The 22,723-nt window shown below is 45.5% G+C and carries 15 protein-coding genes, 2 tRNA genes and 3 rRNA genes; 10 read left to right on the top strand and 10 right to left on the bottom strand.

The window, feature by feature from the left end:
* Positions 1–4 precede the first annotated feature (4 nt).
* Together AXE82_RS03485 and AXE82_RS03480 are read left to right on the top strand one after the other, a co-directional pair.
* Positions 5–829: a beta-1,6-N-acetylglucosaminyltransferase gene (locus tag AXE82_RS03485; RefSeq protein ID WP_062331469.1), complete on the top strand. Its 825-nt coding sequence runs from the start codon at positions 5–7 to the stop codon at positions 827–829.
* Positions 826–1,635, top strand: coding sequence for a glycosyltransferase family 2 protein (locus AXE82_RS03480; RefSeq protein ID WP_062331466.1), 810 nt, complete (start codon positions 826–828; stop codon positions 1,633–1,635). The genes AXE82_RS03485 and AXE82_RS03480 overlap by 4 nt, the downstream gene beginning before the upstream one ends.
* Before the next feature lies 1 nt (position 1,636).
* Here the strand turns inward: AXE82_RS03480 and mnmC1 are convergent, their stop codons facing one another.
* On the bottom strand, positions 1,637–3,754 hold the full coding sequence (gene mnmC1, locus AXE82_RS03475; protein WP_062331463.1) for an FAD-dependent 5-carboxymethylaminomethyl-2-thiouridine(34) oxidoreductase MnmC1: 2,118 nt from the start codon (positions 3,752–3,754) through the stop codon (positions 1,637–1,639).
* Positions 3,755–3,915: 161 nt separating this feature from the next.
* On the opposite strand from mnmC1, the gene AXE82_RS03470 reads away from it, so the two are divergent.
* Positions 3,916–4,395 (top strand): APC family permease, encoded by a 480-nt coding sequence (locus AXE82_RS03470; protein ID WP_174901003.1) that lies wholly within the window; start codon positions 3,916–3,918, stop codon positions 4,393–4,395.
* 52 nt (positions 4,396–4,447) lie between these two features.
* Here AXE82_RS03470 and AXE82_RS03465 read toward each other — a convergent pair whose 3' ends face one another.
* From AXE82_RS03465 to AXE82_RS03450, 4 genes are all read right to left on the bottom strand, one after another.
* Entirely contained in the window at positions 4,448–5,728 is a 1,281-nt protein-coding gene (locus AXE82_RS03465; protein ID WP_062331460.1) for a TIGR03862 family flavoprotein, read from the bottom strand.
* 30 nt (positions 5,729–5,758) lie between these two features.
* Positions 5,759–6,187: an SH3 domain-containing protein gene (locus AXE82_RS03460; protein WP_062331457.1), complete on the bottom strand. Its 429-nt coding sequence runs from the start codon at positions 6,185–6,187 to the stop codon at positions 5,759–5,761.
* Positions 6,188–6,252: 65 nt separating this feature from the next.
* Positions 6,253–6,555 carry a YciI family protein gene (locus AXE82_RS03455; protein ID WP_062331453.1) on the bottom strand — a complete coding sequence of 101 codons (303 nt, stop codon included), beginning with the start codon at positions 6,553–6,555 and terminating at the stop codon, positions 6,253–6,255.
* A 12-nt stretch (positions 6,556–6,567) separates the two neighbouring features.
* On the bottom strand, positions 6,568–7,131 hold the full coding sequence (locus AXE82_RS03450; RefSeq protein ID WP_062331450.1) for an inner membrane-spanning protein YciB: 564 nt from the start codon (positions 7,129–7,131) through the stop codon (positions 6,568–6,570).
* A 204-nt stretch (positions 7,132–7,335) separates the two neighbouring features.
* On the opposite strand from AXE82_RS03450, the gene AXE82_RS03445 reads away from it, so the two are divergent.
* Positions 7,336–8,259: a PHP domain-containing protein gene (locus AXE82_RS03445; RefSeq protein ID WP_062331448.1), complete on the top strand. Its 924-nt coding sequence runs from the start codon at positions 7,336–7,338 to the stop codon at positions 8,257–8,259.
* Positions 8,260–8,353: 94 nt separating this feature from the next.
* Here AXE82_RS03445 and AXE82_RS03440 read toward each other — a convergent pair whose 3' ends face one another.
* On the bottom strand, positions 8,354–8,920 hold the full coding sequence (locus tag AXE82_RS03440; RefSeq protein WP_062331444.1) for a FixH family protein: 567 nt from the start codon (positions 8,918–8,920) through the stop codon (positions 8,354–8,356).
* 126 nt (positions 8,921–9,046) lie between these two features.
* Positions 9,047–10,471 (bottom strand): cytochrome c oxidase accessory protein CcoG, encoded by a 1,425-nt coding sequence (ccoG, locus tag AXE82_RS03435; protein ID WP_062331441.1) that lies wholly within the window; start codon positions 10,469–10,471, stop codon positions 9,047–9,049.
* Between the two features lie 585 nt (positions 10,472–11,056).
* Between ccoG and AXE82_RS03430 the strand changes: the two genes are divergently transcribed.
* The 6 genes from AXE82_RS03430 (at position 11,057) to upp (ending at position 17,505) form a co-directional block, all read left to right on the top strand.
* Positions 11,057–12,588 (top strand): 16S ribosomal RNA (locus tag AXE82_RS03430).
* Between the two features lie 136 nt (positions 12,589–12,724).
* Positions 12,725–12,801: transfer RNA gene (locus AXE82_RS03425), tRNA-Ile, on the top strand.
* Between the two features lie 85 nt (positions 12,802–12,886).
* Positions 12,887–12,962: transfer RNA gene (locus tag AXE82_RS03420), tRNA-Ala, on the top strand.
* Positions 12,963–13,346: 384 nt separating this feature from the next.
* A 23S ribosomal RNA gene (locus tag AXE82_RS03415) occupies positions 13,347–16,481 on the top strand.
* Positions 16,482–16,594: 113 nt separating this feature from the next.
* Positions 16,595–16,708: ribosomal RNA gene (gene rrf / locus AXE82_RS03410) — 5S ribosomal RNA — on the top strand.
* The 16S, 23S and 5S rRNA genes sit together here with 2 tRNA genes alongside, the layout of an rRNA operon.
* A 161-nt stretch (positions 16,709–16,869) precedes the next feature.
* The gene (gene upp / locus AXE82_RS03405; RefSeq protein WP_062334748.1) at positions 16,870–17,505 is read left to right on the top strand and encodes a uracil phosphoribosyltransferase; all 636 of its coding nucleotides are present in this window, start codon (positions 16,870–16,872) and stop codon (positions 17,503–17,505) included.
* Between the two features lie 72 nt (positions 17,506–17,577).
* Here the strand turns inward: upp and AXE82_RS03400 are convergent, their stop codons facing one another.
* From AXE82_RS03400 to AXE82_RS03390, 3 genes are all read right to left on the bottom strand, one after another.
* Positions 17,578–19,236, bottom strand: a complete 1,659-nt coding sequence (locus tag AXE82_RS03400; protein ID WP_062331438.1) for a vWA domain-containing protein — start codon at positions 19,234–19,236, stop codon at positions 17,578–17,580.
* A 113-nt stretch (positions 19,237–19,349) separates the two neighbouring features.
* The gene (locus tag AXE82_RS03395) at positions 19,350–19,562 is read right to left on the bottom strand and encodes a DUF2905 domain-containing protein (RefSeq protein ID WP_007115869.1); all 213 of its coding nucleotides are present in this window, start codon (positions 19,560–19,562) and stop codon (positions 19,350–19,352) included.
* A 510-nt stretch (positions 19,563–20,072) separates the two neighbouring features.
* Positions 20,073–22,472, bottom strand: a complete 2,400-nt coding sequence (locus AXE82_RS03390) for a YgiQ family radical SAM protein (RefSeq protein WP_062331435.1) — start codon at positions 22,470–22,472, stop codon at positions 20,073–20,075.
* Between the last annotated feature and the right edge of the window lie 251 nt (positions 22,473–22,723).

Raw genomic sequence — 22,723 nt, 5'->3', positions numbered from 1 at the left:
CCGCATGAAAAAACACGCCTTACTTATCCAAGCCCATCAAGATATCAGTTATTTTATTAAGCTGGCGAAAATTCAGCCAAACGTCAATTTTTATGTGCATATGGATGCTAAATCTAATTATTTTCCTGAGGCTGAGACTGCACAGCTAGCCAATGTCGTTTTGCTCAGCGACAGGGTATCGGTGCGTTGGGGCGGGTTTAGCCAAATTGAAGCAACATTAAAATTGTTTGAAACGGCGTTTGCCAATGAGGACAATGCTTATTTTCACCTGTTAAGCGGTGAAGATGTGGTGTTACAACCATTTGAAGTGATAGAAAAACAGTGGCAACAGCGGTTTGATTTTCAGGCGATGATGACCTGCGAGAGGGCGCCACAGTATGCGTATCGCTTTATTATGGACAGCCCCCATGCCGACAGCAACTGGCAACGGCAATTGACGGGTAAAATCATCACCAAACTGCAACAGGCCGTGGCAAAAGTAAAACCCTATCACTCGCCCATTTATTTTGGCTCACAATGGTTTTCAGTGACGCGTGCAGACTGGGAAAAAATTATGCCTTTTACCGATGAATACAGTGATTTTTTCCGTCACAAGCTGGTGCCCGATGAACACTTTTTTCAAACCCTAATTACTGAAAAATTAACCAATCAAATTCGCCTAAGTAATGATAACCGCCGACAAATTATTTTTGATAAAAATGTGAATAATGGTAATAGCCCGATTTATTTGGATTTATTAAAGCTTGAGCAGGCGAAATTTAATGGCTATTGGTTTGCCCGTAAAGTAAAAAAGGATGTGGCATTGACTTGGCTGGGTGAGTTAACATGAAATTTTCTGTATTGATGTCCCTATACGACAAAGAAAACCCCGAATTTCTAGCCGAATGTCTAACCAGCTTGGTCAACCAAACACGACAAGCCGATGAAGTTGTATTGGTTTTTGATGGTCCAATCAATTTGGCATTACAAAAAGTGGTACAAGAGTTTAAGCCGCAACTGCCGTTAACGATTATCGCTTTAACAAAAAACGTCGGGCTTGGACAGGCTTTGAATGCAGGTCTAAACGCTTGTCAACATGACTGGGTCATGCGTATGGATACGGATGATATCTGTGTGGCTAACCGCTTTGAGCAGCAAATCAACTTTATCCAAAATCATCCCGAAATTGACGTGTTGGGCGGGCAAATCATTGAATTTGAAAAGCAGCTATCACAGGGGAAAAAATCTCGCACGGTGCCAACCTCACACGAGGCAATTTTTGCCTCAGCCAAGTCGCGCAATCCCATCAACCACATGACGGTTGCCTTCAAAAAATCAGCGGTACAAGCGGTCGGTAGCTATCGGCATGCGCCGCTGTTTGAAGACTATGATTTGTGGGTGCGGTTGTTGCTCGCTGACTATCAGTTTGCCAATTTGTCCGAGGTGCTGGTGTATGCACGGGCAGGGGATGCAATGTATGAACGGCGCGGGGGCTTGGCGTATGCCCGTTACGAGTGGGCTATTCAGCAAAGCTTTTATCAACAAGGGTTTTTGCCTATTGCGCAATTGCTTAAAAACCTCGCCATTCGCTTACCGGTGCGATTATTGCCAAATAGTTTACGCAGTTTGGTTTATCAAAAACTTTTAAGAAAATAACTTAGCGCCGAATGACCTTGCGATTGGGGCTTAAACTGTTGACCATGTTGTTAGCTAACGGCAATATTTCCCCACACATCAGTCCCGCCAACAGCTCACTACAAATCGGGGCATAAGCATAGCCTTTTGACCCCAATGCCGAAAAGCTCCAGACTCGGCTGTTGCTTTCATAACCCGCTTGCCACACCTGCCCAACTAGGGGTAGATAATCCACGGTTTGGCTGCGGATACTGGCGCGACCCTGCCAATGGCGTAGGTTTTTTTCGACAGTAAACATATCGGTGTTGTTGACCAAATCGGGCACCGCAGCCGCCAAATCTGCCACATTCATCTGGTGGTCAGTGGTGGCTGGCGTGGTATCCAAGGTATCCCTGACAAAACTTGCCCCAAGCATGACATGGCGTTTGCTGTTCTCGTTAAAACTGGCGTAATAACTGCCATACTTTAGCGGCAGTTTTGGCAATTGCGCTTTATCATGCTCATCGACAGCAAACCACGTCACTTGCCCACGGCTGTGATTAAAGCGTTTGACGGTGGGTAAAAAATCGCAGGTGTCTAACGCCATGCACAAAATCACATGGTCAAAAAACTGCTGATGCTCAGTGAATGTTAATAGCACTTGGTCGCAATCTTGCTGAAAATAGGCTTGCTGAAAATAGGTTAATTCCTCGGTTTGAAAGCTGATATTGGGGTGGCATAAAACAGCTTGGGCAAAGTTTGCGGTAGTGATTAACCCGGCATTGGGCAAAAATATCGCTTGCCCGACATCAAAACCTGTCATTGCTTTAGATTGTTCAGCGGTCAATAAACGGGCAAATTGGGGTGGGAAATCTTTGACTTCATCAAGTTGTAACCGATTGTGTGAGAGTAAATCCACACAGCCGGTGGTTTGTAGGATGTTAATACCAGTTTGTGCGGTCAAATAAGGATAAAATCGACAGCTTGCCAAATAACCAATCGCATGTAGATTGGTTTCAAGGCGTTTTAGGCTCGTAAGTTTTGGCGCAAGAAAACCGCGGATATTGCCCGATGCGCCTGCCAATGGCTTAGCTTTATCAAAAATGGTGACCTTGTGTCCACGGGCAGCTAAGGCATACGCACTGCTTAACCCCGCCACCCCAGCCCCAATCACCGCCACAGACAGCGGTTTTGTGATGGCGGAAAAATTGGGTAGTTCAAAGCCTTTAACCTTATTGGCTTTTCGACGTTGACGACGTCGGGATTCAAACGTGTCAGTAAAGGGTAGGGTAACAAAAAATGGTTTAATTTTTTTGTTATAGCGAAAATAAGCTTCGCAAAAATTGGCGGATGTTGACTTAGGTTGAAAGCTTGCGGTGAGCATTTCTCGCTTTTTGCCAAAGCCTTTACGTTTGGCTAAGCTAAAACCCTGATGTTTTAGCCCCTGTTTGACTGCGCTTGCCACGCTAAATGTCGCCAAAGTCGTGTGAGGTTTGGATAACCTTGCAATTTGAGCCAATAAATCCGCTGACCAAAGTTCTTGGTTACAGCTCGGTGCAAACCCATCAAGCAGCCAGGCATCGACTTTGCCTTGCCCAGTCACTTGCGACAAACTACTCGTCGCATCGCCAAGCCATAAATCAATCGTCAATCGTTCGTCAAACCAGTTCAAACGATGGCAGCCAGCCAGTGGCGGTGGATAGTTGTCAATGAGCTGTTGTGATAACCCAGCAAGCGCTGTCCACACGCTCAATGCTTGTTCAAGGTCAGTTTTGCTTAAGGGAAATTTTTCGGTGGTAATGATATGTAAATGGCTGTGATTGTCAGGTCTGATTTGTTGCCACAGTTGCCAAATAGCCAAGATATTAAGCCCTGTGCCAAAACCAATTTCACCGATGACAAATCGTTCAAAGTTCCGCAAATTAGCGAGGCGAGTGGCTAAGTCGTTGCCATCAATAAAAACATGGCGAGATTCTGCCAAGCCGTCTGTTTTGGAAAAATAAACATCGCCAAAGTCGCCAGAAATGGGGACAGTCACGCCGTTATCATCTAGCTGCCAGTGCAGTTTGGCGGTTTGAATGGTTGCTGCTGGGGTGCTACTTTTGCTTGAGCTTGAGCTTGAGCTTGAGCTTGAGACAGGAGGTTGGCTAGATTGTGACATCAGTGACCCATAATAAATAACTAAAAGTTAGTGCTAAATAAAATATTACTAATACAAGGCTTGAAAACAGCGATTAGGGGGTATAGCATAACTGATTTTTTATCGTTGCAACATGGCATGCAGCTTTTTTTGGGTGTGGCAAAGCCTTTTTGGTATTTGTGGTGATTTCAGTGATGGGTACGGTCAATGGCTTGGTATTAGGGATGATTCGTCTGCCGCATTCTTTAGCGCTCAAATCATTGATTCCGTTTAGCACGCAATTGCGTCAGGTCTCCCCCAACTATCAGCTATCGGTTGCTTCAGCGCTGCTAGGTTTTGTCTTATCTATGTTTTGGGCGGCTGTGCATTATGCGGTGATGAAAAATCAGCTACTTGGCGATATGGATATTTCAGAAATCGCGATTGTGGTGAGTTACTTGCTGTATTTGGTATTTTACTTTGCGGTGTTTCGCTTATGGCAACAAGGTCATATTAAAAGTATGTTATTGGGTGTGATATCGCCGATTTTGGCGGCATTGGGCTCGCTGATGGTAGTGTTCGGCGGGATGCAAAATCCGCTGTTTTTACCTGTGTGCTTACCGATTTGTGCGCTTGTGCTCTTGCTTGCCTACTTTTACAGTCGCTATCTACACAGTCGATAAGTACCTTATGTCAAGTGCCTTATGTCAAGTGCATTGCGTCCAATGCATTGCGTCAAGTGCATTGCGTCAATTTTTTGGATAACGCTAAAAACTGCGCCACGCCTTGTCCGGCGGCTCGACCCGTGGCAAAACAAGCCGTCAGCAGATAGCCACCTGTTGGCGCATCCCAATCAAGCATCTCACCACAGCAAAATATATAAGGATTGGATTTTAGCGCAAAATCCTCGGTTAATGCGGTGCGTTTTACCCCGCCGCCACAGCTAATCGCCTCTTCAATCGGTCGAAAACTATCGAATTCTACGGTTAACTGTTTGATTGCCTTTGTCATTTTATCGGCATCATGCCAGTGCGTTTTTGCGACGATTTCTCTGAGTAAGGCGATTTTGACAGGGTCAAGTCCTGCCTTTCGCCAAAGGTTCGCTAGCGATTGTTTTTTGGGATTTTTTAAACTACTCAATAATTTTTCGTTAGCCACATCAGGTAGCAAATCAAGTTGTAGTGATACCTTGCCCGTATGATTTAATTGCTCACGCATGGCACGATTGAGCCGGTATATCAGCCCGCTTTCCATCCCATACTGGGTGATGATAATGTCGCCAAAACCCTGCTCAATTTTGCCATCGGGCAATGTCAGCTGGGCTTTCACCCGTTTTAATGCTTTGCCAAAATCGCGGTGCAAATGCGCCGACCAAGGCTGCGACAGTGGGCGACAGATACCGACATTGCTGGCATAAAACGGCGTCAATTCTGTGTCGCTGAGCCATGTCTGCCATTTGCCATCACTACCGAGCCGCGACCATGACATCGCACCCGTTGCCAACACAATCGCATCAAAGCTTTGGCTAACAGTCAGATTACCGCTTTCACGCGCTACCGAAAAAGTCGCTTGCTTGCCGTCAATGTCGTCACAGCTATGCCGATAAAAAAACGTTACACCGTCCTGCTGCAGCGCTTGCAACCAAGCCCGCAGCAGTGGCGAGGCTTTCATCATGGTAGGAAAGATGCGACCTGTCGAGCCAACAAAAGATTCAATCCCCAAGCGGGTCATAAAATCACGGATATGCGCCGCATTAAAATCTTCAATATGCGGCGTAAGCCAGTCGTCGGGCTGATAGCGCGTGACAAAGGTATCAACGGGCTCAGCGTGCGAGATATTGAGTCCAGATTTACCGGCCATCAATAGTTTGCGGGCAGGGGATGGTTTTTGTTCAAATACGTGGATTGTAACATCAAACTGGCGCAGATAATCTGCCGCCATCAGTCCAGCAGGACCTGCGCCAATGATGGCGACGGTGGGCTTTTTTGGCAAGTCGGCTTGGTTATTTGGCATCATGGCAAGTCAATGTTAGGCTTATAAAGTCGACTACCAACGACCTTTACGCCCTGCGACCATCCAGCCCAGTGCGATACCAAGGATCCCACTGAGCAGTGCAGTGACCGCACCGTAGATAAAAATCTGTCCACTGCGCTCATTGACAAGTACTTTGACCTGCGTATTTAAACTATCGACTTGGTTTTGTAATTCAGCATTTTTTGCCAATAGTTGTTGGTTGGCGTTGGACAACTGGCTGTCAGTGGGCTGGTTGAGCTGGGCAAGGGTAGGTTGTTTGGGATTTTGCATTGGTGAGGTGCTACTGGCAACGCTTGAGGCAAGCTCTGGCTGTTTGGCGAGTGGTTGTCCTGTTTTTGGGTCAGTGACGACAACTTGCGGTGCTGCATGGGTCAGGCTTGTCACCTGTAATACCGTCAATAACACTGCGCCGCTTGCCAATCTGCCCACCAATTTTTTCATGCTTGTCACTTATCACCACCCAGACTTTGCCAATTATGCACTACAAACAACTGCTAAACCCAACATTAACTCGCTGATTTAGGAAAAACTTGGATAAAAGGTTTGATATCCACATGACTATACACACCATTTAATAAGTAAGGCTCTTCACTTGCCCAAGCTTGCACGGCTTCATCGCTGTCAAAATCCACGACCAATACACTGCCACTCATTTCAGGCTCTCCATGCGCAATTGGCGTAGGGCCTGCGATGATTAGACGGCGCTGCTCATCTAACACCGTTAGACGCTCAAGATGAGCAGAACGGAATTGTTTGCGTAGCTCAAGGCTATCAGGGACGTCATGACCGATAATGACAAAAAGTGCCATCCATATTCTCCTTTAGTTTTTTCCTTTATCATTGATTTGTTGCTGCATGTCTGGATTTAGGTGGTTTTTTAAGAACACAAATTGCCCGATTAAAAATACCAGCATCACCGGTATCCATCCCCAGCTTTTAAAATTAATCCAGGTATCGTTGTTGGTAAAAAACGCAAAATAATATTGCAAACCTGCCATCAGTAAGAAATACCCTGCCCAAGCGAGGGTGAGTCTATTCCAGCCCGATTGGGTCAATCGAAACACATTTTTCATTGCCAACTCTAATAGCGGTTTACCTATCGCGACACTGATAATGAGGGCAACTGCAAATACGCTATTGATGACGGTTGATTTCCATTTTAAAAACGCTTCGTCATGGAAAATTAAGCTTAATCCACAAAATCCCACGGTTAAAATCAGTGTCACCCACTGCTGTTTATTGAGCTTGCCTTTTTGTCTGGCAAAATGCACGACATATACCACCAGTGTGGTAATCAATAACGCCGCCGCACCTGCCAGTACCCCTTGCTGTTTGGAAAAGTAAAAAAATGCCAGTAAAGGTAGCAAATCCAATAAACCGCTCATAGTCGTCTCTAACAAAAATCGCTTGTAAAAATCTTAGCCGCTAGTTTACACGGATATGCTAAAATCGAAAAGTAACTTTGCGATTTTCCTTGCTTCATCAATCACGTGCACTTGTGAATAAGCCTGCGCAGAGTTAACCCCTCTTTGTCTTAACCCCTTTTTGTCCTATTGTTGGCAACTAGCTTTTGTAATTAAGGCGTATTTGTGAATTCTTTAAATCTCGATATTTTGTCTAGCAGTCCTATTTATACCCAACTCCCGATTGATATGCACTGCCACAGTACCCGCTCCGATGGCACTTTTAGCCCAAGCGAAGTGGTGCAAAAAGCGCATGAAAAAGGGGTGAAAGTATTATCCTTAAGTGACCATGATACAGTACTTGGTATCCTTGAGGCGCGCCAAACCGCTGAGAGTCTTGGTATGACGCTGATTCACGGTGTTGAAATCAGCTGTCGTCATCGTGTCATGGGCGGCTACGCCAAAAAACCTGCCCAAAATGAAAAAGTGATTCATGTACTGGGGTACGGCTTTAGTGATATCGAAACAATGCACAGCAAACTGGCTGCCATCCAAGCCAATCGAGAAACGCGCGGATATGCGATGTGCGAGCGTGTGGCAAGTACCTTTAAACGCCCGATGGATGAGATTTGGCAGGCGGTGTTAGTGCAAGCCAAAGGTAATCCCCAAGCGGTCGGTCGCACCCATATCGCCAAAGTGATGGCGGATCAAGGCTTGGTGAGTGATGTGCAAAAAGCCTTTACTGGCTATTTGGCTGACCATAAACCTTGCTATGTGGCACTCGATGGCTTATCGCTTAAAGACTGTATCAATTTGATTCATGACTGTGGTGGCAAAGCGTCTTTGGCTCATGCGACCCGTTACAATTTAACCGCCAACAAAGTGCGTAAACTGATTGCGGATTTTGCCAGTAGTAGTGGTGATGCGGTGGAATTGCCTGCCAGTAATGAACCGACTTCAACCCGCCATATGGTCGATAGAGTGATTAAAGCGCATGAGTTAAAGGTGTCTATCGGTAGTGATTTTCATGGCAGCACCATGCCGTGGCGGGTGCTTGGCGGTGTGCCAAAACTTCATGAAGGGCAAGTGGGGATTTGGGAGAGTTGTTAAACACTTGCCATTTCGTTGACTACCCAGCAAGGTTTTAAGGAAGCCAAGCACCTGTAACCAATGTAACTAAGTCCCTGTAATTAGTTGACTGAAACTAAGATTTTTTGTCAAACGCGGTCAGTGGCTTAAACTCAATCGACTTTGCCATCGGCAACTCTTCAATTGCACGCAGTCGCCAGCTATTGGCTGGGTCATGCACCACAATATAGTATTTACCTTTAGACGGGTCTAGCTGTACATTGCCCGCATAACTGCCATCACTTAACCGTTTGATAATGATGTCACGGTCTTTTTGCTTTTGGGTGGCATGGGAAATCTCCACTGCCAATTGCTCAGGTGCTTTAAACTTGTCACTAGCGGGCGCCTCAAGTTTAAAATTGACGGACTGATTATGAATCATCATTTGACCGGTTAGCCCCAAATCATGCGCCAGTTTGTCTTTTGACACATCCGCATATAAGGTCTTACCATCCATGTACCAGTCATCACGCACAGTAGAATCTTGGATTCTCACCGAGTAAAACACGAACCAGATACAGGCGACTACCACAAATAGCGGCAGACCAATGACAAAAATCCAAACCATATAATTTTTATACCAAAGTTTGGATATCGACTGATTAGAAGTTGATGAAGCAGAAGAATTTGTCGGTGTTGCCATAGACCACTCAGCAGATAACAATCAAAAAGCTAGTATAGCAGAAAAACCCATGCCCCAATAACGTGCCCCAATAATTTGGCACAAAAAAAGCCGATTATCAAAACCAGCTTTTTTAGACAACCAAACTTATTTATCCGTGGTAAACACGTTATCTTTTACCGCTTTATATTTACCGCCATCATCCACACTTACCACTTGCATTTGGATAGGAATATTGCTTTTGGTAATCACTTTTGGATCGCCCAGCACAGTGACAGGGAATTCATAACTTTCGCCCGCTTCTAATGGAATGGTTTTAAAGCGGCTATCAAGTTTTAAGCCGGGTTGTGGTGTCAATGTCACCGCATACTCATGGTCTTGCTGGGTTTTATTGGTGATTTTAACGATGTAGTTATTTTCTACCAAACCTTGCGCATTGATTGACGACAACTGATTACGGTCACGGCGAATATCAATCTGCAGCGGTACACGGCTGGTTAAAAAATAAACCCCCGTCCCAATCAACAACGCAATCACCGCCAAATAAGCAAAAAACCGTGGACGCAAAATTTTACTTGGCTCATTCTCTACCAACTGGCGTTCGGTACTATACCGTATCAAACCGCGTGGTTTATTGACTTTATCCATAATGTCATTACACGCATCGATACAAGCCGCACACTGGATACATTCCACTTGCAAACCATCACGAATATCGATACCCGTCGGACACACTTGTACACACATCAGACAGTTGATACAGTCACCTAAATTCTCATCTTCACCGCCTCTTTTACGCGCGCCACGTGGCTCACCACGTTTATAGTCGTAGGTTACAATCAACGTATCTTTATCGAACATCACGCTTTGGAAGCGACCATAGGGGCAAATATGGGTACAAAAGTGCTCACGCATATAGCCTGCATTGGCAAACGTCGCAAAGGTAAAAATAAGTACCGAAACCCAAGTTAATGGCGTCCAATTTGGCACAGGAATAACGCCAAACCATTGCCAATTATGATAAAGATAATCAGTCCCAACAGCATAACTAGTAAACGTCAATGCCGTCACCAACGCCATGATAAACCAAATCAGATACACCAAGCCGCGTTTCATGATTTTTTCGCCATTCCAAGGCGCTTTATCTAACTTAAACTGCTTATTACGATCGCCAATGACAAGCTTCTCAGTATATTGGTACATATGCGTCCAAATCGTCTGTGGACAGGCATAGCCACACCACACACGACCGGCATAAACGGTTACCATAAACAATAAAAAGGCCGCAACCATAAAGAAAAACGCAAAAATAAAAACGTCTTGGGGTAAAAAAGTTAGCCCAAATAGCACAATCTTAGAACCCGAGAAATCAAACCATATTGCTTGGTGTCCGTTATAGCGAATCCATGGCAACACCAAAAACAACAACAATAAAGAATACATACTGACAACGCGGATGTTTTGATAAAAACCCGTCACAAAACGAGGATGTACGCGTTTTTTAGTGGCATCTACTTGGTGGACAGGTAGTCTAAAATCATTACCAGCAGGGGAAGGAGGTTGTACAGACATTGTTTGCCCTCACATATTTTCTGACATGAACATAAAAAAATGAAAGACGACAACCGCAAAACCACCGAACATCGCCTAACGAAAAATTGTTTAAACAATATATTCAATTATATATCAAATGGCAGTAAATACCCACAAAATAAAGGGAGTTATCAACAACTGCAAAATAAATCAAAAAAATTTTCGTAGTGGTATTGACAGGCAAAAAGAAAAGCGTATAATACGCACTCACTGGCAGCGACTACAGCCGTAAACTGTAGTAAAAACAACAACTTAAATTAATACAGATATAAGTTGAGCGGTCATAAAAAATTAAAGAAAAAAGTTATTGACAACACAAAATAATCTGTTAAAATAGCGACCTTCTTAACAACAACCAGACGATGGTGTTGGCACTAAATAACAACAAACACAAGAACAACTTGTGTGGATTTTCACTTAGGGCGATAAAATTAAGACTTTAATTAATTATATTGTCAGAGTGAAGATACTCGTAAGTTTATTTGAGCAAAGACAGTATAAATAATTGAGTCAACAAATTAAATCTATTGACACCGCTACGCGGTGACAATAGATAGAAAGATTAAACTGAAGAGTTTGATCATGGCTCAGATTGAACGCTGGCGGCAGGCTTAACACATGCAAGTCGAACGATGACTCTCTAGCTTGCTAGAGATGATTAGTGGCGGACGGGTGAGTAACATTTAGGAATCTACCTAGTAGTGGGGGATAGCTCGGGGAAACTCGAATTAATACCGCATACGACCTACGGGTGAAAGGGGGCGCAAGCTCTTGCTATTAGATGAGCCTAAATCAGATTAGCTAGTTGGTGGGGTAAAGGCCCACCAAGGCGACGATCTGTAACTGGTCTGAGAGGATGATCAGTCACACCGGAACTGAGACACGGTCCGGACTCCTACGGGAGGCAGCAGTGGGGAATATTGGACAATGGGGGCAACCCTGATCCAGCCATGCCGCGTGTGTGAAGAAGGCCTTTTGGTTGTAAAGCACTTTAAGCAGGGAGGAGAGGCTAATGGTTAATACCCATTAGATTAGACGTTACCTGCAGAATAAGCACCGGCTAACTCTGTGCCAGCAGCCGCGGTAATACAGAGGGTGCGAGCGTTAATCGGAATTACTGGGCGTAAAGCGAGTGTAGGTGGCTCATTAAGTCACATGTGAAATCCCCGGGCTTAACCTGGGAACTGCATGTGATACTGGTGGTGCTAGAATATGTGAGAGGGAAGTAGAATTCCAGGTGTAGCGGTGAAATGCGTAGAGATCTGGAGGAATACCGATGGCGAAGGCAGCTTCCTGGCATAATATTGACACTGAGATTCGAAAGCGTGGGTAGCAAACAGGATTAGATACCCTGGTAGTCCACGCCGTAAACGATGTCTACTAGCCGTTGGGGTCCTTGAGACTTTAGTGGCGCAGTTAACGCGATAAGTAGACCGCCTGGGGAGTACGGCCGCAAGGTTAAAACTCAAATGAATTGACGGGGGCCCGCACAAGCGGTGGAGCATGTGGTTTAATTCGATGCAACGCGAAGAACCTTACCTGGTCTTGACATAGTGAGAATCTTTCAGAGATGAGAGAGTGCCTTCGGGAACTCACATACAGGTGCTGCATGGCTGTCGTCAGCTCGTGTCGTGAGATGTTGGGTTAAGTCCCGCAACGAGCGCAACCCTTTTCCTTATTTGCCAGCGGGTTAAGCCGGGAACTTTAAGGATACTGCCAGTGACAAACTGGAGGAAGGCGGGGACGACGTCAAGTCATCATGGCCCTTACGACCAGGGCTACACACGTGCTACAATGGTAGGTACAGAGGGTTGCTACACAGCGATGTGATGCTAATCTCAAAAAGCCTATCGTAGTCCGGATTGGAGTCTGCAACTCGACTCCATGAAGTCGGAATCGCTAGTAATCGCGGATCAGAATGCCGCGGTGAATACGTTCCCGGGCCTTGTACACACCGCCCGTCACACCATGGGAGTCTATTGCACCAGAAGTAGGTAGCCTAACGAAAGAGGGCGCTTACCACGGTGTGGTCGATGACTGGGGTGAAGTCGTAACAAGGTAGCCGTAGGGGAACCTGCGGCTGGATCACCTCCTTAACTAAAGCACTAAGTGAGAATTCACAGCAAGTTGTTCTTGTGTATAAATAAGCTAATTCGAGGGTTACGGCTTTAGAATTTACTTCGTAAATTCTCTTGCACTCGGGCAAAGCGATGCTTTGCTAATCCTCGTTCAGGGTCTATAGCTCAGTTGGTTAGAGCACTGCCTTGATAAGGCAGGGGTCATAAGTTCAAGTCTTATTAGACCCACCATTTAACCAGAGGTTAAATGCTTTAGAATTTACTTCGTAAATTCTCTTGCGCTCGGGCAAAGCGATGCTTTGCTGATCCTTGCTCAGGGGCCATAGCTCAGTTGGTAGAGCGCCTGCCTTGCACGCAGGAGGTCAGGAGTTCGACTCTCCTTGGCTCCACCATAATTAGCTTAACGTTATAAAGCAGACAGAGTAATTTAGTAAGTATTAAGAGATTACTTCAATCTGTTTTATCAGAAATCACGACCTGACGAAGGTCTGATAATTCAATAACAACATAGAGAAATGAGTCTGGGTTAATTATCAAGTTCCAACGAAGATAATTAACCTTTACCGCACCTTGCTGCCTTTAGCAGACAGGTGCGGTATAAAAGTAAAGAGAACTGAATCAAGCGTAAACATAGGTGAAGATCGTTACCATTACGAATATAACTCAAATAGAAAAGTGCAGTAAGCACTTGCTTGAAATCTCGAATTATTTCGAGATGCAAAGCAAGTAATAGCTGTCACTCATTTGGCAACAGATGAAGCTATTTAGGGTTGTATAGTCAAGTAATGAAGTGCACATGGTGGATGCCTTGGCAGTCAGAGGCGATGAAAGACGTGACAGCCTGCGAAAAGCGTCGGGGAGGCGGCAATATCCTGTGATCCGGCGATATCTGAATGGGGAAACCCACTTGTCATAAGACAGGTACCCCGCTATATTTTATAGCGGGGGGCAAACCGGGAGAAGTGAAACATCTCAGTAACCCGAGGAAAAGACATCAATAGAGATTCCCCTAGTAGCGGCGAGCGAACGGGGAGGAGCCGACTGATTATAATTTAGAGGAATGACTTGGAAAGGTCAATCGTAGAGGGTGATAATCCCGTACTCGAAAGGTTATAAGAAGCATATTAAGTAGGGCGGAACACGAGAAATTCTGTCTGAAGATGGGGGGACCATCCTCCAAGGCTAAATACTCCTGACTGACCGATAGTGAACCAGTACCGTGAGGGAAAGGCGAAAAGAACCCCTGTGAGGGGAGTGAAATAGAACCTGAAACCGTGTGCATACAAGCAGTCGGAGCCCCGCTACTTAATTATTTTGGAATGATAATGTTCTACGTATATATACTCAAAGGTGAAGATGGTTCGCATTATTGTGGATACACATCAGACCTAAGACAACGATTTGCCGCCCATAACAGTGGTGGAAACAAATCGACCAGTTACCAGCAATGGCAACTACTATACTATGAAGCATATCAAACAAAACAATTAGCAATGAGAAGAGAGCAAACGCTCAAACATCATGGCAAAGTTTACCAGTCCTTAATCAAGCGACTGGCAGAATAATTAAGTAGCGGGGTGACGGCGTACCTTTTGTATAATGGGTCAGCGACTTATATTCTGTAGCAAGGTTAACCGAATAGGGGAGCCGTAGGGAAACCGAGTCTTAATAGGGCGTCTAGTTGCAGGGTATAGACCCGAAACCGAGTGATCTATCCATGAGCAGGTTGAAAGTGACGTAACAGTTACCGGAGGACCGAACCCACTGTCGTTGAAAAGCCAGGGGATGACTTGTGGATAGGGGTGAAAGGCTAATCAAACTCGGTGATAGCTGGTTCTCCCCGAAAGCTATTTAGGTAGCGCCTCGGACGAACACCATTGGGGGTAGAGCACTGTTTCGGCTAGGGGGTCATCCCGACTTACCAAACCGATGCAAACTCCGAATACCGATGAGTGATATCCGGGAGACAGACGGCGGGTGCTAACGTCCGTCGTCAAGAGGGAAACAACCCAGACCGCCAGCTAAGGCCCCAAATTCCTAGTTAAGTGGGAAACGATGTGGGAAGGCACAGACAGCTAGGAGGTTGGCTTAGAAGCAGCCACCCTTTAAAGAAAGCGTAATAGCTCACTAGTCGAGTCGGCCTGCGCGGAAGATGTAACGGGGCTCAAACTAGGAGCCGAAGCTGCGGATTTAATTGTTTCAATTAAGTGGTAGGGGAGCATTGTGTAAGCCTGTGAAGGTGTGTTGTAAAGCATGCTGGAGGTATCACAAGAGCGAATGCTGACGTGAGTAACGACAATGCGAGTGAAAAGCTCGCACGCCGGAAGACCAAGGGTTCCAGTCCAACGTTAATCGGGGCTGGGTGAGTCGACCCCTAAGGCGAGGCCGAAAGGCGTAGTCGATGGGAAATCGGTTAATATTCCGATACTTGTTTATGATGCGATGGAGGGACGGAGAAGGTTATGCCAGCTTGGCGATGGTTGTCCAAGTGGAAGGATGTAGTTAGGTTTAGTAGGCAAATCCGCTAGACTATTAATGAGATCTGATAGCAAGCTGTACTTGTACAGCGAAGTGGCAAATACCCTGCTTCCAGGAAAAGCTTCTAAGCGATAGTCATAAACAAATCGTACCCGAAACCGACACAGGTGGTCAGGTAGAGAATACCAAGGCGCTTGAGAGAACTCTGCTGAAGGAACTAGGCAAAATGGTACCGTAACTTCGGGAGAAGGTACGCTGCCGATGGTGAGTAGTCACGCACTACAAAGCTATTGGCAGTCGCAGATACCAGGCCGCTGCAACTGTTTATTAAAAACACAGCACTCTGCAAACACGAAAGTGGACGTATAGGGTGTGATGCCTGCCCGGTGCTGGAAGGTTAATTGATGGGGTCAGCCGCAAGGCGAAGCTCTTGATCGAAGCCCCAGTAAACGGCGGCCGTAACTATAACGGTCCTAAGGTAGCGAAATTCCTTGTCGGGTAAGTTCCGACCTGCACGAATGGCATAATGATGGCGGCGCTGTCTCCAGCAGAGACTCAGTGAAATCGAAATCGCAGTGAAGATGCTGTGTACCCGCGGCTAGACGGAAAGACCCCGTGAACCTTTACTACAGCTTTACATTGAACTTTGACCTTACCTGTGTAGGATAGGTGGGAGGCTTTGAAGCAGGCACGCCAGTGTCTGTGGAGCCATCCTTGAAATACCACCCTGGTAATGTTGGGGTTCTAACTCAAGCTTAACAGAGCTGAGGACAATGTATGGTGGGTAGTTTGACTGGGGCGGTCTCCTCCTAAAGAGTAACGGAGGAGTACGAAGGTGCGCTCAGAACGGTCGGAAATCGTTCGAAGAGTATAAAGGCAAAAGCGCGCTTAACTGCGAGACCCACAAGTCGAGCAGATACGAAAGTAGGTCTTAGTGATCCGGTGGTTCTGTATGGAAGGGCCATCGCTCAACGGATAAAAGGTACTCTGGGGATAACAGGCTGATACCGCCCAAGAGTTCATATCGACGGCGGTGTTTGGCACCTCGATGTCGGCTCATCTCATCCTGGGGCTGAAGCAGGTCCCAAGGGTATGGCTGTTCGCCATTTAAAGAGGTACGCGAGCTGGGTTTAGAACGTCGTGAGACAGTTCGGTCCCTATCTACCGTGGGCGTTGGAAATTTGAGAGGATCTGCTCCTAGTACGAGAGGACCAGAGTGGACGAACCTCTGGTGTTTCGGTTGTCACGCCAGTGGCATTGCCGAGTAGCTATGTTCGGATGGGATAACCGCTGAAAGCATCTAAGCGGGAAGCCCACCTTAAGATTAGATTTCCCTAAAGAGCCGTTGTAGACTACGACGTTGATAGGTTGGGTGTGGAAGCATAGTGATATGTGTAGCTAACCAATACTAATTGCTCGTTTGGCTTGACTATACAACGCCTAAATGGCTTTGTATGATAATGTATGATGTTCACCAATACTTGATTTAGCTTATTCATTACTTTTAACTAAATAAAAAAACAGATTCATTCCTCTATCCCCCTTTGCTGACGATAATAGCTTGGAGGTACCACCTGATCCCTTCCCGAACTCAGAAGTGAAACTCCAATGCGCCAATGGTAGTGTGGTTCGCCCATGTGAGAGTAGGTCATCGTCAGCTCCCTATTCCAAAACCACCCCCCTTACACTAGTAAGGGGGTATTTTTTTGCATTCTTGAAAGCCTCAGAGAAAAACTCAGAATAGAAAATTAATGTTTTTATCGCAGACTTTGGGTAAAATAGGCGAAAATTTTTGGTGTGAAATTTAAAGTGAGTGTTACCATGCAAATTACCGTTATTGACCACCCCTTAGTTAAGCATAAATTATCTTTGATGCGCGAGGTAGATAGTAGCACTTATAAATTTCGTACCTTGACTAAAGAACTTGCACGTTTGATGGCGTATGAAGCAAGCCGTGATTTTCCCATAGAAAAAATCAGCATTCAGGGTTGGGAAGGCAACCAAATAGAAGGGATTCAAATCAAAGGTAAAACCGTCACTGTCGTACCTATCTTGCGTGCAGGTTTGGGAATGCTTGATGGGGTTTTAGACCTTATTCCCACGGCTAAAATCTCGATGGTTGGACTGCAACGTGATGAGGATACCCTTGAGCCTGTGCCTTTTTTTGAAAAGTTGGTCAAAGATATTAATGAGCGTCCTGCGTTGATTTTAGATCCTATGCTTGCCACGGGTGGTAGTATGGTAGCAACGATTGATATGATGAAAAAACACGGTTGTAAAGATATTAAAGCCTTGGTATTGGTTGCAACGCCTGAAGGGGTGAAGGCGGTGAATGATGCCCATCCTGATGTGAAGATTTTTACCGCAGCCCTCGATAGTCATCTCAATGAACAGGGGTATATTATCCCAGGGCTTGGGGATGCAGGGGATAAAATTTTTGGCACAAAACAGCACTGATGGACAAAACATTAAAAGTAGGAAAAAAGCTAGATGATTTATCTAGCTTTTTTATTGACAGTTGTATAGTGGCTATTTTTTGGTCGGTTGTAAGCTATCGGCTAAGTCGATAAGCTTGATAAACTCGCGGCGAATACCTTGTGGGTCGTTGCCGATATTGGCTTGGGCGAGTCGCTTGCTGTCGTTTAGTTGCCAATTACCGAGGTATTTGCTTTGCTTGAGGGTTTCACCAAAACTTGCCACACTTAGCGCAAACGCCAGCTCGCTGCTCGGTGGTTGCGTTTTACTGGTAATGGGCAGGGTCAAAAGCGTTGATGTGTTGCTATTTGGGGCTTTATAGCGCAGTTTTAAAAACCCTAACTCAGTATTTTTGCCTGTGTGATTGATAGGGTGAGATTGATAGCGGCTATCATCTAGCCAACCTTGCTGACCCACAGGGGTAACTTCAAACAGCGCAACCACGGATTTGCCTGCCCCTAGCTCACCTGCGTCTACTTTATCGTTGTTAAAATCTTCTTTTGCAAGGACACGATTTTCATAACCAATTAAGCGCCATTCTTTAACCGTCTGGGGATTGAATTCCACTTGGACTTTGACATCTTTTGCTACGGTATTAAAGGTTGCTGACATTTCGTCTAACAAGGCTTTTTTGGCCTCAGACAGGCTGTCGATGTAGCTATAGTTACCGTTGCCGTTATCCGCGACTTGCTCCATCATGTGGTCGTTTAAATTGCCTTCACCAAAGCCAAACGTGGAAAGTGATACCCCGCTGTCACGCTCACGGCGGATAATATCTAGCATTTCATCGACGTCCGATACGCCGACATTAAAATCCCCATCGGTCATCATCAAAATGCGGTTGATGCCGTCTTTTTTATAGTGGATTTTTGCTTGTTGATAAGCCAACTTTATCGCTGCTTCGCCATTGGTCGAGCCACTGGCATCTAGGCTATCAATTGCGGCTAATATTTTGTCGGTATCACTGCCTTTAGTGGCAGGAAGCGTCACTTGGGTATGACCTGCATAGGTCACGATACTGATGGTATCTTGCGACCTCAATTGCTTGGTGAGCATTTTTAGCGAAGATTTGACCAGTGGCAATTTATCGTTGTCTGACATCGAGCCTGACACATCCACCAAAAATACCAAGTTGGCAGACGGTAAGACGCTTTTTTTGGTGATGGTAGGGTCATCCGCTTTGATAGCCACTTTGATGATACGATTGGTAGCACGCCAAGGTGCGGCAACTGTTTCGGTACTTACTAAAAAAGGGGCGTTGGCAAGGTGCTTGGCTTGTGAAAAGTCATAGTTAAAATAGTTGATAAGCTCTTCAATACGCACCGCGTCAGTGGGCGGTAATTGTCCGTTGTTGAGAAAACGGCGCACATTGGCGTAGCTGCCCGTGTCGGTATCGATACTAAAGGTGGCAACGGCATCGGTGGCGGTTTGGTGAATGGGATTGACTGCAAGGTGCTGATATTTTTCGCTATTATCCTGTTGTCTCGGCATCGGCATCGGCATCGGCATGATAGGCGAGTAGCGTGCCATCTTGCTCATTGCTGCCGCTTCCATCATTATGGCAGGCGCAGCAACCACGGGCGTTGGTTGGGCGATGACGGGTGTGGCAGGGCTGGTATCACGGCTATTTGACGGTGAGGGGCTACACGCCGTCAATAAGCTTTGGGCGATGACAAGGCTCAGTAGTGTTGGCTTAAAAATGTCGCGCTGCATGACTAACTCCTTTTCAATCGTGACTGGCGTAATCACAGTTTACGACATTTTTTAATGAAAAAGGCAGTTTTTTGCGATAAAACCCGCTAGACATCGCTGTGATTAGCGCGGTGTCAGCGGTTAAATAGGTTAAGAATAATGGTAAGAATGATACTCACGATTATCATGGTGACGATGGGAAAGTGAAAGCTAAAGCCACCGCCTTCTGAGCGATAATTAACGTCCCCCGGCATACGACCAAACCAACTAAAGGCATTGGGAAAAAACAGATAAATTAAGCCAATGATGAGAAATAAAATCCCTATCCCAATAAAAATTTTTGCCATGCTCAGAACCTTTTTGTTTTTATAATGGCTTGTATTTTATTGATTTTTTAATGTTTTTAGTGCTACGTTTAGTTGTTAAGATGTAAGCTTAATGTGAAAATAAAAATTTAAATTTTATTGAGAATTTTTTATCAATAAGAAAGGCTGTCACATAATGTTTGAGGCTTCGAGTCTTTATTTGGAACAATACATTGGATTTTTAGACAGAAGGTGAAATAACGCAGCCATCAGTCATGGGAATGGTTTAATCCATTCAGACTATAGGTTATTTCTAGCTAATTATTTTGCATTTAACGATTACAGTATTCGAAGAAAACACCAAAATCAAATTGGGTACTTTTAGAAATCATCAAAGTCTAAACCAAGTTAAAGGTGCTAAACACTCTCTTTTTAATCATGCAAAAGACATAAAATTGCTATCAATCTTCAGACATGGCATTAAAATTGAAATTATTTAAAAATAAATGAGGCGGCTTGTAGAAATACTCTACAAGCCTTGAATAACATAAACTATTTAGTTTTCCGCGGCGGTAAGCCTGTATGTTGCGTTTGGAAATTACTCTTTTTCGGATTCGGTTTTTTACCAAAGCTCGTGGGCGTGGGTTTTTTTTCCGATTTACTTTGCCCATTATTTGAATTGGAGTTATCCGCTTTACCATTACGCTTAACAGAATCGCCACCTGCTGAGCTGTTTTTCTTTCTTGCCGATTGGTAAATGTCTTCGCCTTCCAATTTTGGGTTATAAGGCGGAATTAAACACTGACTGCCATGCCCAATCAAATCCTCACGCCCCAAATCTTTAAGCGATTGACGCAGCAGTGCCCAATTTTTGGGGTCATGGTAACGTAGATACGCTTTGTGGAGTTTACGCTGTTTACCCGATTTGACGATTTCCACCCCTTCGCTGTCACGGGTGACTTTATGCAAGGGGTCTTTGGCAGTATGATACATGGTAGTAGCAGTTGCCATTGGGCTTGGGTAAAAGGCTTGTACTTGGTCGGCACGAAAGCCATTGCGCTTGAGCCAAATCGCCAAGTTCATCATGTCCGTGTCGGTGGTGCCAGGGTGCGCGGCGATAAAATACGGAATCAAATATTGCTCTTTACCTGCTTCACGGCTGTATTTGTCGAACATCTGCTTGAAAGTATCGTACGTCCCCATACCCGGTTTCATCATTTTGGAGAGTACGTTGGTTTCAGAATGTTCGGGGGCGATTTTGAGATATCCGCCGACATGGTGGGTGACCAATTCTTTGACATATTCGGGGTCTTTGACCGCCAAATCATAGCGCAAGCCTGACGCAATCAGGATTTTTTTCACCCCTTTGATATCACGAGCTTTGCGATACAGTTGGGTGAGATGACTGTGGTCGGTGAGTAAGTTGTCGCAGATATCGGGATACACGCAGGAAGGTTTGCGGCAGTTTTTCTCAATGGCATCGTCTTTACAATGCAAACGGTACATGTTGGCAGTCGGTCCACCAAGGTCAGAAATTACCCCAGTAAATGATGGCTCGGTATCGCGGATTTTTTTGATTTCGCCCAAGATAGACTCTTCTGAGCGGTTTTGGATAATGCGTCCTTCATGTTCGGTAATCGAGCAGAAGGTACAGCCGCCAAAACAGCCGCGCATGATATTGACTGATAATTTAATCATGTCGTAGGCAGGAATTCTTGCGTTGCCGTAGCTAGGGTGGGGCAGACGGGCATACGGCAAATCAAAGATATAATCCATCTCTTCCATGGTAAGTGGAATGGGCGGCGGATTGAGCCATACATCAATGTCGCCATGTCGCTGCACCAAGGCGCGGGCATTATGCGGATTGGTTTCTAGGTGCAAAATACGGTTGGCATGGGCGTAAAGTACGGGGTCAGATTTGACTTGCTCAAAGTCGGGCAAGCGAATCACGGTTTTGTCACGCGGCGGCAACGGGCGTTTGTGTTTTAAGGCGTTTTTATTGGGGTCTTTGAGGTTAACCACTTGGATGTCTTGGCTTTCAGCGACCTTATCAGCATTGAGGACTTTGTGCTCGACTTTATCTGCTACAAAACCTTTATATTGACTCTCAAGGGTTTTTTCTTGTTCGATGTGACAGTCGCCCACATCTTCCATCATCACATATGGATTGATAATCGGGTCAACGCGCCCAACGGTGTCGACGTCGTTACTGGCGATTTCTATCATATCGGCTTGCCAGTGTTTTTTGGTTTGTGTCGACAGATACGCGGTGCCACGCACTTTGGCAAGGTCTTCAAAACGGTAACCTTTGGCAAGTGCATGTACAACATCGACAATCGCGCGTTCGGCATTGCCATACAGCAAAATATCAGCGCGGCTATCCATCAAAATGCTACGGCGCACTTTGTCTGACCAATAATCATAATGGGCGATACGGCGCAGCGAGCCTTCAATCCCGCCCAAAATAATGGGCACATCGGGATAGGCTTCACGGCAGCGCTGGCTATATACCACAGCCGCACGGTCGGGGCGTTTGTCGGGGGCATTGTCTGGCGAATAGGCATCGTCACTGCGAATGCGTCTATCGGCGGTGTAGCGGTTAATCATACTATCCATATTGCCTGCGGTGACGCCCCAGGCGATGGTCGGTTTGCCAAGTGTCATAAAAGCGTCTTTGCTCGTCCAATCTGGCTGGGCGATGATACCGACGCGAAAGCCTTGCGACTCCAGCAATCTGCCGATGATTGCCATACCAAAGCTTGGGTGATCGACGTAGGCATCGCCTGAGACGATAATGACATCACAGGCATCCCAACCAAGGGCATCCATTTCGGCTCGGCTCATCGGCAAAAATGGCGCAGGCTCAAAGCAGCTTGCCCAGTGTTTGTCATAGTCAAATAAGGCTTTGGTGCCTTGTTTAAAGGCTTTGTTGGCAATAGTTTCGGCAGACATAGGCTTGGATGTTAAATAAAATGAATATGGCTCATTTTATCATGAATCAATTTTGCGATGGGGGTTTATAGGGCGAAATAACAAAAAAACCTGATTAAATTAGTCGGGTTTAATTAAAGGGTAAGACGATTCCATATTTTGTAAAAATTAACGGAAAAAATGACTGTCAAATCGCTAGACTTTGATTAAGATGGAAGGTATTGAATATCGCCCTACTATTTAAACCAAAATAAACCAATCGCAGCTTTTTA

Source organism: Moraxella osloensis, from assembly GCF_001553955.1.
Lineage (GTDB): Bacteria > Pseudomonadota > Gammaproteobacteria > Pseudomonadales > Moraxellaceae > Faucicola > Faucicola osloensis.
Note: the sequence above shows the minus strand (reverse complement) of the source record. Positions and strands in the feature narration are given on the sequence as shown.